Source organism: Pseudoalteromonas lipolytica, from assembly GCF_001306915.1.
GTDB lineage: Bacteria > Pseudomonadota > Gammaproteobacteria > Enterobacterales > Alteromonadaceae > Pseudoalteromonas > Pseudoalteromonas simplex.
On the sequence record NZ_LJTC01000002.1, the window covers coordinates 318731 to 336748 of the forward strand.

19 protein-coding genes are annotated in these 18018 nt (G+C 40.6%); 9 read left to right on the top strand and 10 right to left on the bottom strand.

The annotated features are described in order from the left end of the window. Positions 1–27: 27 nt before the first annotated feature. From AOG27_RS03310 to AOG27_RS03330, 5 genes are all read right to left on the bottom strand, one after another. Complete coding sequence (locus AOG27_RS03310) at positions 28–423, bottom strand: hypothetical protein (protein WP_054551587.1); 396 nt, start codon at positions 421–423, stop codon at positions 28–30. A gap of 193 nt (positions 424–616) precedes the next feature. After that, positions 617–1633, bottom strand: a complete 1017-nt coding sequence (locus AOG27_RS03315) for a DUF5924 family protein (protein WP_054551588.1) — start codon at positions 1631–1633, stop codon at positions 617–619. 132 nt (positions 1634–1765) lie between these two features. Then, positions 1766–2068 carry a hypothetical protein gene (locus AOG27_RS03320; protein WP_054551589.1) on the bottom strand — a complete coding sequence of 101 codons (303 nt, stop codon included), beginning with the start codon at positions 2066–2068 and terminating at the stop codon, positions 1766–1768. Positions 2069–2144: 76 nt separating this feature from the next. Continuing rightward, positions 2145–2423 carry a hypothetical protein gene (locus tag AOG27_RS03325; RefSeq protein ID WP_054551590.1) on the bottom strand — a complete coding sequence of 93 codons (279 nt, stop codon included), beginning with the start codon at positions 2421–2423 and terminating at the stop codon, positions 2145–2147. Between the two features lie 252 nt (positions 2424–2675). Then, a complete protein-coding gene (locus AOG27_RS03330) occupies positions 2676–3356 on the bottom strand; it encodes a DUF3334 family protein (protein ID WP_054551591.1) in 681 nt (226 codons plus the stop codon). A 118-nt stretch (positions 3357–3474) separates the two neighbouring features. Between AOG27_RS03330 and cmoA the strand changes: the two genes are divergently transcribed. The 5 genes from cmoA (at position 3475) to AOG27_RS03355 (ending at position 7856) form a co-directional block, all read left to right on the top strand. Then, entirely contained in the window at positions 3475–4200 is a 726-nt protein-coding gene (cmoA, locus tag AOG27_RS03335; RefSeq protein WP_054551943.1) for a carboxy-S-adenosyl-L-methionine synthase CmoA, read from the top strand. A gap of 27 nt (positions 4201–4227) precedes the next feature. Continuing rightward, positions 4228–5196 carry a tRNA 5-methoxyuridine(34)/uridine 5-oxyacetic acid(34) synthase CmoB gene (gene cmoB, locus AOG27_RS03340; RefSeq protein WP_054551592.1) on the top strand — a complete coding sequence of 323 codons (969 nt, stop codon included), beginning with the start codon at positions 4228–4230 and terminating at the stop codon, positions 5194–5196. Between the two features lie 200 nt (positions 5197–5396). Next, complete coding sequence (purM, locus tag AOG27_RS03345) at positions 5397–6449, top strand: phosphoribosylformylglycinamidine cyclo-ligase (RefSeq protein WP_054551593.1); 1053 nt, start codon at positions 5397–5399, stop codon at positions 6447–6449. Then, on the top strand, positions 6449–7096 hold the full coding sequence (gene purN / locus AOG27_RS03350) for a phosphoribosylglycinamide formyltransferase (RefSeq protein WP_054551594.1): 648 nt from the start codon (positions 6449–6451) through the stop codon (positions 7094–7096). The genes purM and purN overlap by 1 nt, the downstream gene beginning before the upstream one ends. Next, complete coding sequence (locus AOG27_RS03355; RefSeq protein WP_082389175.1) at positions 7041–7856, top strand: DUF3108 domain-containing protein; 816 nt, start codon at positions 7041–7043, stop codon at positions 7854–7856. Before purN ends, AOG27_RS03355 begins: the two co-directional genes overlap by 56 nt. 15 nt (positions 7857–7871) lie before the next feature. Here the strand turns inward: AOG27_RS03355 and AOG27_RS03360 are convergent, their stop codons facing one another. Further along, complete coding sequence (locus tag AOG27_RS03360; protein WP_054551596.1) at positions 7872–8636, bottom strand: class II glutamine amidotransferase; 765 nt, start codon at positions 8634–8636, stop codon at positions 7872–7874. A gap of 336 nt (positions 8637–8972) precedes the next feature. Here AOG27_RS03360 and fadE point away from each other — a divergent pair, with 336 nt between their 5' ends. Further along, positions 8973–11429 carry an acyl-CoA dehydrogenase FadE gene (fadE, locus tag AOG27_RS03365; RefSeq protein WP_054551597.1) on the top strand — a complete coding sequence of 819 codons (2457 nt, stop codon included), beginning with the start codon at positions 8973–8975 and terminating at the stop codon, positions 11427–11429. Here the strand turns inward: fadE and AOG27_RS03370 are convergent. Both AOG27_RS03370 and AOG27_RS03375 read right to left on the bottom strand, forming a co-directional pair. Further along, on the bottom strand, positions 11426–12520 hold the full coding sequence (locus AOG27_RS03370; protein WP_054551598.1) for a DUF6136 family protein: 1095 nt from the start codon (positions 12518–12520) through the stop codon (positions 11426–11428). The two genes, fadE and AOG27_RS03370, sit on opposite strands and share 4 nt — an antisense overlap. Further along, positions 12517–13107, bottom strand: coding sequence for an ATP-binding cassette domain-containing protein (locus tag AOG27_RS03375; protein WP_054551599.1), 591 nt, complete (start codon positions 13105–13107; stop codon positions 12517–12519). Before AOG27_RS03375 ends, AOG27_RS03370 begins: the two co-directional genes overlap by 4 nt. 149 nt (positions 13108–13256) lie before the next feature. On the opposite strand from AOG27_RS03375, the gene AOG27_RS03380 reads away from it, so the two are divergent. The 3 genes from AOG27_RS03380 (at position 13257) to AOG27_RS03390 (ending at position 16442) form a co-directional block, all read left to right on the top strand. Beyond that, entirely contained in the window at positions 13257–15182 is a 1926-nt protein-coding gene (locus tag AOG27_RS03380; RefSeq protein ID WP_054551600.1) for an alpha/beta hydrolase family protein, read from the top strand. 302 nt (positions 15183–15484) lie between these two features. Continuing rightward, positions 15485–15922: a SulA-like leucine-rich domain-containing protein gene (locus AOG27_RS03385; RefSeq protein WP_054551944.1), complete on the top strand. Its 438-nt coding sequence runs from the start codon at positions 15485–15487 to the stop codon at positions 15920–15922. Positions 15923–15962: 40 nt separating this feature from the next. Next, positions 15963–16442: a YchJ family protein gene (locus AOG27_RS03390; RefSeq protein ID WP_054551601.1), complete on the top strand. Its 480-nt coding sequence runs from the start codon at positions 15963–15965 to the stop codon at positions 16440–16442. Here the strand turns inward: AOG27_RS03390 and AOG27_RS03395 are convergent. Next, the gene (locus AOG27_RS03395) at positions 16439–17263 is read right to left on the bottom strand and encodes an alpha/beta hydrolase (RefSeq protein ID WP_054551602.1); all 825 of its coding nucleotides are present in this window, start codon (positions 17261–17263) and stop codon (positions 16439–16441) included. The two genes, AOG27_RS03390 and AOG27_RS03395, sit on opposite strands and share 4 nt — an antisense overlap. Positions 17264–17265: 2 nt before the next feature. Continuing rightward, positions 17266–17910, bottom strand: coding sequence for an alpha/beta fold hydrolase (locus AOG27_RS03400; protein ID WP_235523669.1), 645 nt, complete (start codon positions 17908–17910; stop codon positions 17266–17268). Positions 17911–18018: the final 108 nt, after the last annotated feature.

The following is an 18018-nucleotide window of genomic DNA, read 5'->3' on the forward strand; positions in this document are numbered from 1 at the left end:
ATGAAATCTAATACCAAAATAGACTGTTTACTTGAGCTTTTTTATAACATCATCACTAAAGAGCATTAGAATCAATGCACCTTCGCAAAGAGTAAGTAAATAGCCAATAGATGCATCAAAATACATTGTTACATATAACCCAAGAATGTAAGGGCTCACAAGAAAGTTAAAGGCGATCAGTGAACAAAATAACCACTTTGCTAATTTTTTGTATAAATAAAGACCAAGCAGACTTAATACATATACCATAGAGTAAATGTATGGAAACGAGCTTTGAGGTTCAATGATTCCACCTGTTCCTGAAGCAGATAATAAGTGAGAAATGTCTTCAGAGTAAATATATTGCCAAATATAAGGTAAGAAAAAAAAAGTCGTATATAAAACTGCTGTAACCAGCACAGTAAACTGAAAATATCTAGTCATGTTTCTCTTGCCAAAAATTTTAAACTTAATATTTACAATAATTAAGTTATTGGTTCATAGCAATATGTTCCTCTAAGAATACGTTATGAGTAAGGCTGTTGATTTCAAGACAAATAAAGCCTCATTCAAAATGTTTTTATTCATAAACGTTCAATCAAAATTGCCCACTCTAATTTCGGCTGAAAGCTGACAGCTAGACTTCAGTAACCTCAAACCTTCTTTGCCCTATCAGCTGCCCAGACTCGGTAACCACTTTAACGACCCATTTCCCTGCTGCATTAGCAGGGAAATTCGTTTTATGGCTCCACGCTCGATAGCCCTCTTTACGACCACCAGAAATATCCAAGGCTATACGGTCAACTTCTTTTCGATTATGCACCCAAACGTGGAAGATTTTTTCATTTAAACCTCGCGGGGCTTTTACCGCACTAAAACTATATAGACCGTTTTCATATAAGCTCTGCTCAGTGAGTTCTGTTATTGGCGAAAGCGGTTTACGAGCCTGTGCATCTAACTGATATGACATACTCATATCGGTTAAACGCAGTGCCGCAGGTGGCACAAAGCTACGTAATTGCCAAAGCCCGGTACCTAATGCACAAAGCAATAACACCAACAACGGGAAACGCCACCATTTCGCATTGGGCATCAAATTGCCAAGACTGGGGACCGTTAAAATAACCGCTGTTATTAGTGCAATTTCAAAACTTTGGCTGGTCGTTAACTTTAATAAAATAGGCAAGGTAACCGACAGCACGACAAATAAAGAAAAGCTATGAAACACACTAAACCAGACACTGTGTCTTGCAAGCTTTTTGTAATAGAGAGGATCAACAACAGAAACGAACGCACAAAGTATAATTAAAGCGGTAAACGCGGCCTGACCATGGTCCCAAGTAGTCACCGCTAAGAAAAATGGTAAAGCAAAAAATAAACTTTCTTGCTGCACAACTTGCAGCGCAAAGCGCATCACGTTGGGCGACACCGCCACACCAAAACGCTCCTCTACTTTATCTCTAAGCCAGTTGTCTATTAACAACCACAACCAAGTCACTAATAACAAAATAGAGATAAGCTGCGAAAACGATTCTTTTCGCTCAACAAAAAAATAGCTTGCTACACCACTGCAAAAAGCCAACACCGCCATCAACCCCGGCCGCTTCTGCATCATGAAAACAAATTTTGTTATAAAGTTTTTTAAGTAATTCATGCAATCATCAAATCCATTTAAGGCTTTATGAGTAAAGCACAAATTGGATGAATGTAGGCTTTAAAATAAGCTTTAAGTTCAAAGCTTTAAGCTGTAAGTTTTGAGCCAAGACTAGTTACTCAACCGCATCGATTATGAGGGGTCGTAAATAACAATTTGACTCAACCACCAGTTAAGTTCATCGTCAATTTGCCATACATCACATGAATTCAGATGTTTTAAAATTACCTGCTTATCAGACTGACAACAAATAGCTTTTAATACAAGATTACCATTTTCCCAAAGTGTTGCTCTTGCTATAAGGCCATTGCCTTTAATTTCGATGTATTGAGCTTTAATTGGCTCACCCAATTGAGCAGAGAGAACCACCTTGAGATTTTCAATTGTCAAAATTTTAGATTTTGAATTTCTCCAATTATCTAATTCTTGCAGCATTATTTTCCTCAACATAAGAATTTAAGCAATTGCTACCAAGCACTACTTTTTTATACCGAGGTAGCTTACAAGGCCCTTAACCTAAAGAGTCAAAGCAAATTTCAGTGTAACTCTCATTTGAAATACCAAGGTTAAATTTTCCATACTCAGCTTGATGTGATTCGCTTTCTTCGAGCCAAAGTTGTTTTGCTTCTAACAAATCAGAAATATTATCAATTTCTCGGACTCCATTAAGTACAACATGTAAAGTCTCCGATTGAGTTTGGAATGTCACTAACACTTGAAACTCACTCCCTAAGCGTTTTAACTTCACTTCATTGACAATAACATCTTGGTATATGTAATTAAATTTCAATTCAATTGCCTATCGGGTTATTTCAGTAAATTAATTTATGTATTACACACCAAGGCATTAACTTAATGAAAGCTGCAAAACCATAATTCAAATTTTGGGTTTAGTACTCTTAATTGAATTTTAGCGTTGAAATAAACTCAATATAAAGCACTAAGTGTTATGGCCTTTTAAAAACAAAAAAGCGCGGTCTAGACCGCGCCTCTATTTTATCTGACGGCTGAAAGCTGATGGCTGACAGCTCAAGTCGTTGGGTTACAAACCAAGTTCTGCCATAAAATCATCATCTGCATCGTCTGCTTGTGATGACGCTTTTTGCTTTTCAGCTTTTTGTTTAGCTTCGTTTTCGATGATGTCATCTGGGTCAACCGCTTCTGAAATATCAAAGTCATGTAGTTTGATAAATTCAGTTTTATCCATGGCTAATTCTAGATAGAAGATATTTTGCTTCGCTGTGGTGAAAGTCACACGGCGTGCTTGTGGTCTATCCATGGTGGTATCAACAGAAATTTGCACCTGTTTATTAATCGCCATCATCTTAGGTTGGTTTTGCGTAATAGAAGTATGCAGTTGGTCGCGTACTTTTGACGTAAAGTCACCAACGATTTGGTTCATCAGTTCGCCGAGTACGTTTGCCACATCATCTGATAAATGGCTTTGTGCAATTTCTTCTTCTGGCATTCCCATGTTACGCATGTAGTCATGGTAAATTTCCATGGCAGCTTGCGCTGTGAAGTTTGTTACCACAAGACCGGTAAAGCCACCATCGAACAATACAAAACAGCCAATATCTGGGCGCATACAGGTACGGGTAATTTTTTGAACCATGGCAGAATAACTAATACTGTTACCGCTTGCTGAAGACAGAACTCCAGTCACTGAATGACACAGAGTTGATAAGATATCTTCTGTACTGATCACTTTGCTTTTTGTCATTAAACTTCTCTTTTTTGTACTTGTTATTGATAATTCTAGCCAAGCTACTGAATTTATCACTGACTATCCAGTTAAAAATGCTAAAATAGCGGTATTATTTTTTAAAGAGACTGTTCAAGTGACGCAAAAAGACAGTATTTATGCCACTGAGCAAGCGGTTAAAGACTTTAGCTTTGACCAACATGTAGTAGAAGTTTTCCCTGATATGATCCAGCGCTCGGTGCCGGGTTACGCAACCATTGTTAGCACCATGGGTAAGCTGGCTGGTGAGTACGCGCAAAGCAATTCAAACCTATACGACTTAGGCTGTTCTCTTGGTGCTGTAACGTTAAGTATGCGCCGCAATATTCGCACTGATAACTGTAATATTATTGCCGTCGATAACTCAGAAGCGATGGTTGAGCGCTGTAAATTACATTTACAAGGTTTTCGCTCTGACGTGCCGGTCACGGTTACACTGGGTGATATCAACGATTTAGCTATCGAGAATGCCTCTGTGGTCGCGATGAACTTTACACTACAGTTTATTCCACCTGAAAAGCGCCAAGCGGTGCTTGAAAAGATTTACGCAAATTTAAAACCAGGCGGTGTTTTGCTGCTGAGCGAAAAAATTAGAGGTGAAAATGAGCAATGCGATAATTTGCTCATTGATTTACACCATGATTTTAAACGTCACAACGGCTATTCGGAGCTTGAGATCAGCCAAAAGCGCACCGCTATCGAAAATGTCATGCGTCCTGATCATTTATCTACCCACTTAAACCGATTAAGTGAAATTGGTTTTAGCCAAACGCAAGTGTGGTATCAATGTTTTAACTTCTGCTCGATGATTGCAATCAAGTAATCATCACAACGATATAAAGAGTATTTCATGTCTCAATGGTTTAACCAATTTTACGCTGCGATTGCACAAAGCCCGCTTAGCCACTGGCTCGAAACTTTGCCAGGTCAATTAAAGCACTGGGAACTCGAAGCCAGCCACGGCGATTTACCGAAATGGCAAAAAGTGCTGAAAAACTTACCTGAGGTAAGCACAAACCATGTAAATCTTCAGGATAAAGTACAAATTGGCACCGGTGATGAGCTATCTGAAGGTCAGCAAAAACAGTTAACGCATTTATTAAAGCGCATGATGCCATGGCGTAAAGGACCCTTTAGCTTACACGGTATCGAGATTGATACTGAGTGGCGCAGTGATTGGAAATGGGATCGTTTACTACCTCATATCGAACCGTTAAAAGGCCGCACTGTGCTTGATATTGGCTGTGGCTCGGGTTATCACTTGTGGCGCATGCGCGGTGAAGGCGCAAATTTTGTGGTGGGTATCGATCCATCCGATTTGTTCTTATGCCAATTCCAAGCGATAAAGCATTATCACCAAGATGAAAACGTGCATTTATTGCCATTGGGTGTTGAAGCTCTGCCAGAGCTAAAAGCATTCGATACAGTTTTTTCGATGGGTGTTTTATATCATCGTCGTTCGCCTATCGACTTTTTAGCGCAATTAAAAGCACAGCTTCGCCCTGGTGGTGAGTTAGTCCTTGAAACACTGGTTGTTGAAGGTGATGAGCACACAGTTTTAGTGCCAACTGACCGCTATGCAAAAATGCGTAATGTATGGTTTATCCCAAGCACCGCGGCATTAAAACTATGGATGGAACGCGTTGGCTTTAAAGATGTACAAGTTAAAGACTGTGCAATCACAACGCTTGAAGAACAACGCAAAACCCAGTGGATGGAAAACGAATCATTAGTCGACTTTTTAGACCCTAATGACACCAGCAAAACCATTGAAGGTTACCCTGCCCCTCTTCGCGCTATTTTAACCGCGAAAGCTTAACAAATAGTGAGAAGTTTCGAGTTTCAAGGTTAAAAGTTCATTTGCCTGATACTTTTGCCTTGGAACTTGAAAACAAAAAACCGGACAACTGTCCTTGTCAAGTCGGTTAAAGTGATTTTTCAACTAGCCGCGCCAGTGCAATTGTTGTAAAATACGCGCGTTTCTAAGCAACCCACATGCAACTTTTTTGAGGAAAACCTGTGAGCGAACAAAAACAGTCTCTTAGCTATAAAGACGCGGGCGTAGATATCGATGCCGGTAATGCACTTGTTGAGCGTATTAAAGGCGTAGTTAAAAAAACCAGACGTCCTGAAGTAATGGGCGGTATCGGTGGTTTTGGCGCACTTTGCGAACTACCAACTGGCTATAAAGAGCCTGTACTGGTTGCTGGCACAGACGGTGTTGGTACAAAACTACGTTTAGCAATCGATCTTAAAAAGCACGACACAGTGGGTATCGACCTTGTTGCTATGTGTGTAAACGACCTTATTGTACAAGGTGCAGAGCCACTATTTTTCCTTGATTACTATGCAACGGGTAAATTAGACGTAGATACTGCGGCTGATGTTGTAACAGGTATTGGTAAAGGCTGTGAGCTTTCTGGCTGTGCATTAATCGGTGGTGAAACTGCTGAAATGCCAGGTATGTACGACGGCGAAGACTACGACATGGCTGGTTTCTGTACTGGTGTTGTAGAAAAATCAAAAATTATCGACGGTACTAAAGTTGCTGCAGGCGACCAATTAATCGCTCTTGCATCAAGTGGTCCTCACTCAAACGGCTTCTCATTAATTCGTAAAGTTCTTGAAGTATCTGGCGCAGACACGAGCGCTGAGCTTGAAGGCAAAACACTTGGCGATCACCTTTTAGAGCCAACTCGTATCTACGTTAAACAACTACTTGAGCTATTCAAGCAGGTTGACGTACATGCGTTATCTCACATCACGGGTGGTGGTTTCTGGGAAAACATCCCGCGCGTACTTCCTGAATCTGCAAAAGCAGTAATCAAAGGTGACAGCTGGGAATGGCCTGTTGTTTTCAACTGGTTACAAGAAAACGGCAACATCACAACACACGAAATGTACCGTACATTCAACTGTGGTGTAGGCATGGTTTTAGTTGTTCCAGCTGACAAACTTGAGCAAAGCTTAACAATCCTTAAAGATCTTGGCGAAAATGCATGGCATATCGGTGAGATCCAAGATGCGAAAGCAGGCGAAGAGCAAGTAGAAATTTTAGGTGGTCGTGACTAATGACCCCTTGTCGTCTTGTTGTATTAATTTCTGGTAGCGGTTCAAACCTTCAAGCCATCATTGACGCGTGTGCGCGTGGTGAGATAAAGGCCGAAATCGCCGCTGTAATTAGTAATAAAGCCGACGCCTATGGCCTTGAGCGAGCAAAAAATGCAGGTATACAAACACGTGTACTAAGCCATAAAGATTTTGACTCGCGCGAGGCCTATGATGCTGAGTTAATGGACATTATTGACAATTTTGAACCAAATCTAGTTGTATTAGCTGGTTTTATGCGTATTCTTACACCTAGCTTAGTGCAAAAGTTTAAGGGAAAAATGTTGAACATTCACCCTTCTTTGTTGCCTAAGTACCAAGGGCTGAATACCCACCAGCGAGCGATAGATGCAAAAGATGACGTTCATGGTGTTAGTGTTCACTTTGTCACAGAAGAGCTAGACGGCGGTCCCGTAGTTCTTCAAGCCAAAGTGCCGGTACTCGAAAACGATACCGCAGAGACACTCGCACAACGTGTTCATCAGCAAGAACATATAATCTATCCGTTGGTGGTCAAGTGGTTCAGTGAACAACGACTCAAGATGGAAGCAGATTATGCAGTTTTTGACGAAAAGAAACTTCCTGCACACGGCGCGCACTACCCAGAATAAAAATCTAAGTGCCCTACTCGCTTGTGTGGGCACTTTATTACTTCCTACCAGTGTATTAGCTGGCGACCTCACTCAATACGAAGCCAAATACGATGTACTTCGTAAAGGCGAAACCCATGGTAAAGCAGTACGCGAGCTGAAAAAAGCCGCAGACGGTAACTACGTGATCACTTATCACAGTGAAATCGAATGGATGATTTTTTCAGACTCACGAAAAGAAACATCCATGTTTACTTATCATGATCAGAAAATTTCTCCGCTAAGTTACACTATGGAGCGTTCGGGCACCGGGCCTGATAAAGAGTACAGCTTAAAATTTGATGCTACGCAAAAGCAAGTTCAAAGCAGCCAAAGTAAGTACCCTCTTAAAATTGATTGGTCAGATGATTTTCAAGATTCACTGTCTTATCAAGTGCAAGTACGCGAAGAGCTAAAACAAGGTAAAACGCAATTATCGTATCCACTGATTGATAAAAAAGGCAACCTTCGTAATTATGACTTTGAAGTTGTCGGCACAGAAATGATTTCGCTACCTATTGGTAATGTAGAAGCGATTAAAGTAAAACGATTATACGATAACGATAAGCGTCAAGCGCTTGCTTGGTTTGCCCCAGAAATGGATTACATGCTAGTTCGTATGTGGAAAGGTGAAAAAGGCGTAGAGCAATTTGAAGTGCAGCTCAATTCATTCACCGTGACCACACCTGTTAGTGTTCCAAATGAAGTGCAACAAGAAGTGAGTAATGAAGCGCCTGAGTAGCGCTTCATCTTTTATTTAAATCTTTTCGCCCATTTTAAACAGTGCAAACTCACCTGGCTCCATTTTCTGCCAGCGTTCATCATTGGTGAGCGGCCTTGTTGCAATCACAGTAACCACATCGTTCGGTGTGGTTTCTTTTTGAAAATCAATCACCATGTCTGCATCAATTAATGTCGCTTTACCAAACGGTGCACGGCGTGTGATCCAATGTAGGTTATTGGTGCAATAAGCTAAAACATAAACACCATCGGTAAGTAGCATATTAAATACGCCTTTCTCACGCAGCGTATGAGCAAGCTTTGCAGCATAACGAAATACAGACGCCATATTTGATGGGCGTTTAGGGTATTTTTCGCGAATTTTATCGAGCAACCAGCAAAACGCCAGTTCACTGTCTGTATTACCGACCGGTCGATAGTAATCTGGTTTTAAATCATGATAATTCGATAGTTGCCCGTTGTGAGCATACGTAATTTCACGGCCCCATAACTCGCGAGTAAATGGGTGGGTATTTTCAAGGCACACTCGACCACGGTTTCCTTGGCGAATATGGCTTATCACTGAAATACTTTTTATTGGATACGCTTTAACCAACTTGGCAATTTCTGATTGGCAACTTGGCTCTGGATCTTTAAATGTACGACAGCCTTTACCTTCGTAAAAAGTGATGCCCCAGCCATCTTTATGCGGGCCAGTATTACCACCGCGTTCTAATAATCCTGAAAAACTGAAACAAATATCCGTTGGTACATTGGCCGACATGCCAAGCAACTCACACATAGAACTCTTAACCTATAAAACTAATCGAAGGAAGGCATGATGGGCTGATCCCTGCCTGCGCTCATTGTTAAACATACCGCAAAGGATGGCAACTGCTATGCTGAGATTTTCAGAACTATCTGAGCAATTCACAACTAATCGTAAGTATAACGGCGCTGATTATAAGTAATTACTCAACAATTCCTCATCTGCTGTAAATGTTTTTGCACTGATAGCCATTTTTAAAATAATAAAACTCACCAAACAAGCCGTTTTAATCCTTGTTCCCCTCTTGATAATTCGCTTTTCTAGCGCTACTCTAAAAGAGGTGGTCTGACCTCTATTAAGGAATAATCAATGACTCTCATATTTTTACTTGGTTTACTCGTGCTGCTTAGTATTGCGAGTTACCACAGAGCAAGCTGGAATACCTGCTTAGGTATTGCCGTTGCGACTTTACTTGTTGGCACATTTGCTGGCGCGTTTGGCGCAATTAGTTGGCTACTATTCTTACTTATCGCTGTGCCACTTTCTGTGACTGGCGTTCGTCAACAATACATCATTAAACCTATCTTCGCTGCTTTCAAAAAAGTAACCCCGACCATGTCGGATACTGAAAAATCAGCAATCGATGCCGGTACGACGTGGTGGGAAGCGGATCTATTTTGTGGTCGTCCTGACTGGAACAAATTACACCAATACCCAGCACCTAAACTGACTATCGAAGAGCAAGCGTTTATTGATGGCCCAGTTGAAGAAGTGTGTAGCATGCTAGATGACTGGCACGCAACTCACGAACTAACTGATTTACCGCAAGATGTTTGGCAATATCTAAAAGATAATAAATTCTTTGCCATGATCATCAAAAAAGAATTCGGCGGTTTAGAGTTTTCTGCTTATGCACAATCATGTGTTCTGCAAAAGCTAACCAGTAAATCGACGCTACTTTCTTCTATTGTAGGTGTACCTAACTCATTAGGTCCGGGCGAGTTACTTCAGCACTATGGTACAAAAGAGCAAAAAGATCATTACTTACCACGCTTAGCAAGTGGTCAAGAGATCCCATGTTTTGCTTTAACATCACCAGAAGCTGGTTCTGACGCAAGTGCAATTCCAGATTACGGTGTTGTTTGTAAAGGTCAATGGAACGGCGAAGAAGTTGTTGGTATTAGCCTAACGTGGAACAAGCGTTACATTACTCTTGCTCCTGTTGCGACTGTACTTGGTCTTGCATTTAAACTACAAGATCCAGACGGTTTACTAGGTGATGATAAAGAACCTGGTATTACCTGTGCGCTGATCCCTACAGATACTCCAGGGGTCGAAATTGGCCGTCGTCACTTCCCGCTAAACGTACCATTCCAAAATGGTCCTACTCGCGGTAAAGACATCTTCGTACCACTTGATTACATCATTGGTGGCCCGAAAATGGCTGGTCAAGGCTGGCGTATGCTTGTTGAATGTTTATCTGTTGGTCGTGCAATTACATTGCCGTCTAACTCAACAGGTGGCATTAAAACAATTGCGCTTGCAACAGGCTCTTACAGCCGTATTCGCCGTCAATTCCGTTTACCAATTGGTCAAATGGAAGGTGTTGAAGAATCAATGGCAAAACTTGCAGGTTACGCATATAGCTCTGATGCTGCAGTGAGCATGTCTACAGGGGCTGTTGACCTTGGTGAAAAACCATCGGTTGTATCTGCGATTATCAAATACCACTTAACTGAGCAAATGCGTGAAGCAACGATTCACGGCATGGATGTTCATGGTGGTAAAGGCATCATGCTTGGTCCAAACAACTACTTAGGTCGCGGTTACCAAGGTGCGCCAATTGCAATTACCGTTGAAGGTGCAAACATCTTAACGCGTAACATGATCATTTATGGTCAAGGTGCAATTCGTTGTCATCCATTCGTGTTAACTGAGCTAGGTGCTTGTGCTATTGAAGACCGTGAAGAAGCGCTAGCAGTATTCGATAAAGCGTTAATGGGTCACGTTGGCTTTACTATTTCGAACCTTGTTCGTACTAAGTGGTTAGCATTAACAAATGCTCGCTTCACAAGTACACCGTACAAAGACGAAACAGCTGAGTTTTATCGTGTTGCGTCACGTTTCAGTGCATCATTAGCATTAATGTCAGATATCAGCATGGCGGTATTTGGTGGTTCATTAAAACGTAAAGAGCGTATCTCTGCACGTTTAGGTGACTTACTAAGCTACTTATACCTTGTATCTGCAACACTTAAACGTTACAACGACGAAGGCCGTAAAAAAGAAGATTTTGCGCTTGTTCAATGGAGCTGCCAAGATCACCTTTACCACTGCCAACGTGCACTCGCTGACTTAATCAATAACATGCCATCTGCACCACTACGTGCGATGCTAAAAATCATGTTATTCCCATTCGGTCGTCCAGTACGTAAGCCTACTGATAAGCTTGAGCACAAACTTGCTCACTTATTACAAGTACCAAGCGAAACTCGTAACCGTTTAGCTAACTACATTTATCTTAAAAACGAGCCACTTAACCTTGTTGGTCGTCAAGAGCAAACGCTTAAAGACATCCTTGAAGTTGAGCCTCTGTTTGACAAGGTATGCCGTGAAAAAGGCGTAAAACTGCCTTTCTTCCAGCTTGATAAAGTAGCGCAAATGGGCCTAGAAGCAGGCATTTTAAGCCAAGCTGAAGCCGACAAACTAGCTGCTGTTGAAAAAGCCCGTCTTGACGTTATTAACGTTGACGACTTTGACCCAGCAGACTTAGTTGCAGGTAATGTTGCCCGCGGCGAGAGCGATAAAAAAGCAGACGCCGCTTAAGCTAGCAAAACAATTCCAATTGTTATGAAAAACCAAACCAGCGCAAATTGCGCTGGTTTTTTTTGCGCTAAATATTGCTGCAATACACACCACACTGCCCCAATAGGGATGTAAATCAAGTTAGTGCCAAGCATGCTTATAACGACAATGAAAGCCACAGAAAAAAATATAAAGCTCGGTAAAAACTGGCTTATATAAAACGGCTTATCTTGGTTATTGCTTTGAAAGAACAGCCGATATTTTTTAAAAACAGCCAAGCAATCGAACTGCAGCGAGCTTGTTAGCAACACGCATACTGAAAAAGCCAAAGCCAGTACCAAGTCGCTAAAGTCATTACGAACTGCAATTAGCTGTAATAAAGCGAGCAAGCATGCTAGCAAGACTGAACCACGCCATATTAAGCTCCAGCTATGCTGTATAAAGTAACTAAGCCAAAACAAAGCAAGCGAGTGTACTTTTAACTTATGACTTATTCTTACAGGTGGGAGTAAAATCGAACAGCCGAAAATTGCAATAAAACTTAGATAGTATTGCAGTGAAGTTAAACTAGCAGGCAGTAATACCAAGATAGAACTGAGTAATAAACTATAAAAAAGTGCACGTGGCCTATAAAGAACAAATACTCCACATAGCCACTGCAACAGCATAAACAGTATAAAATGAGGCACTTGTAGCCATTGCTTTAACGATAGGTCGACTGCTATTAGTAAACTGGCAATAAGCCAAGCATTACTTAACAGTAGTAACTTGCAGTCAACACATACTCGCCAAGAGGATTTATATAGACTTCGCTGAAATGCCCTATTTTGCTCATTTTTAATGGCTGGTGCCATGGCCCATAACATTACTGATTCAAGTAAAAGATAAATCACTGCTAATTTTGCACCGTAACCAGGTGCTGCATGGCTATCGACTATTTTACCAAGTCCTAAAAACAACAATAAAACCATACCAAGAAAAGCTGGGCCCAGTACCAGTGCAAACAACAAGCTAAAATTCTTTAACTGAGACAGCATGCTCTTGAGGGTGGTCGTATATGCTAAGTATCGAAAAGAAAGGAATGAGAAGTAACTTGCAAAGGAATTTATCATAGTGATGTGCACTCAAAACCGTGCTGTATAAACACCTCTGGTTCGTGGCTTGTAATGATAATTTGCCCATTAGGTTTATTATCAAGGTAGTCATCAAGTAAGGTCAGCAAAAATTTTATACTTGTTTGATCAAGTGCAGCACTCGGTTCATCTAATAGCAAAAATGGAGCTTGCTTTAAAAAAGCAGTGATAAGCTGACACTTCTTTTGATTGCCACTCGACAAAGCACTAAAGCGAGTATTGAGGTGCTCTTTAAAGTTAAATCCAGTAATGAGTTGCTCAGGCATATCTTTCTTTAACGCCTTGCAACTAAGTTCAATAACTTGTCGCGCAGTTAAAAAATCTGGCAGAGCAATACGGTCGCTAGCAATTGAAACAATGTTTTGCGGCGATTTTAATGCTTGATTATTATATAAAACCTGCCCTGATTGCGGCTTTTCAAGGCCAGCTAGCATCATCAATAATGTTGTTTTTCCTCTGCCATTGGCTGCCTGTAAACAAACTCGTTTACCTTGAAATTGCTTATTATAGTTTTCAAAAACGTGGGCTGAAGCAAAGCGCTTATTGAGGTTGTTAATTTCAATCATGTTTATTCCTTTAATAGTGAAAAAATAGTAACACACTCATATCTCTTATTAGTTACATGATTTGTAACAAATATCGAACGGGTAAAACTTGCGTTTAGATTATGAACAGGCAACACTTTAAAACGAAAAATTAACAAGGAATAATTACAATGAAACCGAGTTTTCAACTAGCAGCTGTTGCATGCGCACTTAGCCTTGCACTTGCAGGATGTTCACAATCAACCTCACCAACGAGCAGCACCGAAAGCGTGCAACAAAGCCAAACTGTTAAACAGTATGACGCTGAAACCTTTTTTGATACAACCTCAATCATGGGCAGCAGCTTTTCACCAAAAGGCGACAAAATACTCGTTAGCAGTGACGAAAGCGGTATTTATAGCCTTTATGAAGTAGATATAAAAACCGCCAAAAAAACCCGCTTAACAGATTTTGAAGACAGTACGTATGCTGTGGCTTATTTCCCTAAAGATGAGCGCGTACTATTTACTAAAGATTCAGGCGGTAACGAGCGTTATCACATCTACGTTCGCGAAACAGATGGTACAGTTAAAGATCTTACGCCAGGTGAAGAAACCCGTGCAGGATTTGCAGGCTTCACAGAAGACGGTAAACACTTTTTTATAACCAGCAATCAGCGTGATGCTAAGTTTATGGACCTATATCGTGTTGATGCTAATAGCTATGAAGTAACGCCTGTTTATCAAAATACCATGGGGCTAGATGTCGGTGCGATCAGCCCTGACGGTCGATTTATTGCTTTATCGAAAAACAATTCGAACAAAGACAGCGATGTATTTATTCTCGATACGCGTAAAAAAACACTGAAACCAGAGCTCATTACCCGTCATGACGACGACGCTAAGTATGGTCCAGAAACCTTCTCAAGAGACAGTAAATCATTATATTACTCAACCGACGCCAAAGGTGAGTTTGCAGAAGTGTGGCGCTATGACTTAACGACCGGCGAGCACAGCCCTGCCCTCAAAGATGAGTGGGATGTGAGTTTTATCTACTTCTCTAAATCTGGCCGTTATCAAGTAAGCGGTGTTAATGCTGACGCAAGCACTAAAGTGTCGATAATTGATACCACCACAGGTAAAGGTATTGCCATGCCATCGCTGCCTGCTGGTAACTTACGTGGTGTGAACTTTTCAGCTGATGAAAAGACCATGGCGTTTTATTTAAATTCAGATACCTCGCCAAGTAACCTATTTGTGTGGCAACTCGGTGAATCAAAAGCTAAACAATTAACCAACACATTAAGTGATGCAATTAATCAAAATGACTTGGTTGAAAGCACAATTGTGCGCTTTAAAAGCTTTGATGGTTTAGAGATCCCCGGGGTTTTATATAAGCCTAAGCAAGCTAATAGCAACAACAAAGTACCAGCTTTAGTTTGGGTGCACGGCGGTCCTGGCGGCCAAAGTCGTACAGGATATAGTGCAATGCAGCAGCATCTAGTCAATCATGGTTATGCCATTTTTGCAGTTAATAACCGTGGCAGCTCAGGCTATGGTAAAACCTTCTTCCATTTAGATGATAAAAAACACGGCACTGACGATTTACAAGATATTGTTTACGGTAAAAAACACCTGCAAAGCCTAGATTGGGTTGATGCTGATAAAATTGGCATCATGGGGGGCAGCTATGGTGGCTTTATGACCGCCGCAGCTCTTGCCTTTGAACCTGAAGAGTTCAAAGTAGGCATTAATATATTTGGTGTAACAAACTGGGTTAGAACCTTAAACTCGATTCCACCATGGTGGGAAAGCTTTAAAAAGGCGCTGTATGATGAAATGGGCGACCCAGCGACAGACGGTGAACGTCACCGTGCCATTTCGCCACTATTTCATGCTAAAAACATCACCAAGCCATTAATGGTGATCCAAGGTGCTAACGACCCTCGAGTTTTACAAGTTGAAAGCGATGAACTTGTTGCCGCTGTAAAGGCAAATGGTGTGCCTGTCGAATATGTATTATTTGATGATGAAGGCCATGGTTTTACTAAAAAAGAAAACCGCATAAAAGCCTCAAATGCATACCTTGAGTTTTTAAATACCTACTTAGATAAATAGCAAAATTGCAAAGATAAAGAGCCGGTATGATGCCGGCTTTTTTATGCAAAACACCTGTATAGATTCAAAATTTAACAGTTTACACAGTACTGTATAAAATACTGTATATCTTTACTGGTAAATTTTTCACCTTTTCCAATCATCAAAATAAAACCGTAAAGCACTGTTTAATAACAATTAAATTATTTTGACTAAAATTAAACTGAATCATTGGTTAAAAAATAGCAAAAAAGTACTTGCGCAAAAACACTGTATAAACTACTGTACACACATACTGTATAAACAACCAGTGAGTGAAAGTTATGTTACAGCCAATTACCTTAAGAACAGTTAAAAGCTACCAACAAGATAACGACAAAGCGTCTGTTAATTTAATTCAAATTGAAGACGAAATTTCAGCAACTTTTGAGCTGTTAAAAGTATTGCATCATTACAATAGCCAAAATGCATGGACACTATTAATTGCTCCTGATCATGTTCCTAGTAAAGCCTTACTAGATTCATGTTCGATTGATACCAGCAAACTTCTTGTGATCAGACAAAAACATTTAGTTAATCTTGAGTATGTTCTTAGTTCAGCATTACATAACGGTAATTTTGCTGCTGTGATCACATGGACAGATATTGTAAACAATCATCAACTTGATTCGATGAACTTAAACCTTGAGCAGGCATCTGCTAAATTTTATTGTTTTACAAAAAGCGCTCAATTAAACAATTTAGTACCGCAGCCACAATAGGCTTGTTAAAATAACAATTTATAGTTTTAGGTAAGTTGTTATGACATCACTCACACACTCCCTTTGTCCTTGTGGCAGCGAATCGACTTACGAGCTTTGCTGCCAGCCTTTTCATACAGGTGCAAGCCAAGCTGATACGCCAGAGCAACTTATGCGTTCTCGTTTTAGTGCTTACGCACTAAAAGATGCAAAATATGTATTTAGTACCTATGCACAAAGCCAGCAAGCCGCTAACCCTGTTCGCGAAATTAAAGATTTTGCTAATAGCTGCCGTTTTACCAAGCTAAGTGTTTTAGATACTGAACATAACGAGCAAGAAGGTTTTGTAGAATTTAAAGCTAATTACTTTTATCAAAACTTGTATTGTGAGTTACACGAGAAGTCGCGTTTTATTAAAGAAGATGGCCTATGGCGTTACCTAGACGGTGATATAACGCCAGTTGCAGATATTAAAATAGGCCGTAACGACGAGTGCCCTTGTGGGAGCGGCAAAAAATATAAAAAGTGTCACGCTCTTTAGTTACCATTAACCTGGTAAATCCAGTCTAAGGCTTGGGTAATCGTTGTTGGGAATGCGGTTGCATGGCGTGCCTGAGGAATAACAAATAAATTTGTTATAACCAGCGCGCCGCTTTGTTTATTAATTTTAGCTGCTAATTGCCTTGCGCCCGACACCATTTTTTCACCTTCGCTTTCTTCAAGTTCACCCACTGCGATGTAAACTTTTGTTGTGTTGGCAGCTGGTTTTACAGCCATAGCTAATATTGAGTTTTCTTTAAACCACACTGAAGGACTGCCGATAATATAATTTGAAAAAAGCGAAGGCTCAGTGAATAAGGTATAAGCCGCAAATAAACCGCCAAGTGAGTTACCGACTAACGTACTTTTTTGGGTTGTTCTGTAGTGAGCCTCAATATGAGGCAATACAGTATGTTTTAGGTAGTTTAGATACTGACTTGCTCCGCCTGTTTTACGCTGCCAATTTTTATCTTCAAATGGCGTATAGTCATAAATACGGCTATTGAGCCCAGATACACCTTTTTGATATCCAACTGCAACGATAATTACCTCCTCTATAGCCCCCGAATTCATCATAAAGCGACTAGCACCAGAGGCAATTGGCAAACTGTAGTTTGCATCTAACAGGTAAACAACTGGGTGGCGCTTCTGGTTCTGCTTTTGGTAGCTGCGTGGCAATTTAATCGTAATGGGGTATTCGTTTTTGGTATGTTTATCTTTAAGTAACACAGTATTAGTACGTGGCAAAGTAAACGGCTCAGCATTGCTTACAGAGCTCACACTCAAAAAACTGATCACAATAACTAACAGTAAATAAGGCATAGTTAATCCTTTAGCCACTTCTTAATTGGTAACAGCCACTCATCTTTTGGTTTATAAAATGCGCCATGGGAGAGCCCTGTATTAATGCTTATTTCTTCGAACTTGGTTACGTCACTTCTATCAATTAAAAATTGGCAAGAGCCAACCTGATCTGAGCGCTCAAAGATAGAATACACTTTGCCATAAGCCTTAACTGATGTGTGATTTTTTATAAGGCCTGCACAACCTGCCAATATAATTAAGTTAATATGTGTACGTTTAAGTTCATTAGCCGCCAGGATCGACAATGCCCCGCCCCGTGAAAAACCAACCAAACTAATGTTCGACTCAGCAACACCGGCACTGATCAATGCTTCAACATCTGCAGCGAGTTTTTTCGCAAACGTAAATGGCTCAGTACCTTTTGGCCTGTGATAGGCAATTAAATGATAGCTTTCATCTGCCAGTGCTTCTTTTACAGCCACAAAATCATAAACCCCAAAGGTTTTGTGAACAGGCTTAGGGTTTGTCCCTTCAACGATAAAACCATGTGAATAAAAAACGTAGTGACCATGCGGGTCAATCTCTGTAGGAAACTGGCTGTAAATAGTGCCAGCGCAAACAGGCAAAACCCAGCATGCACAGAGTAAAATTACGGTACGTATCACAAGCATTCCTTTAAAAATCACGTTACGCCTAATAGAAGATAATAACACCTAAAAAATAATATCTTAGCAAACAACTAAACCCTACTCTCAGTAATTTTAATTAAATAT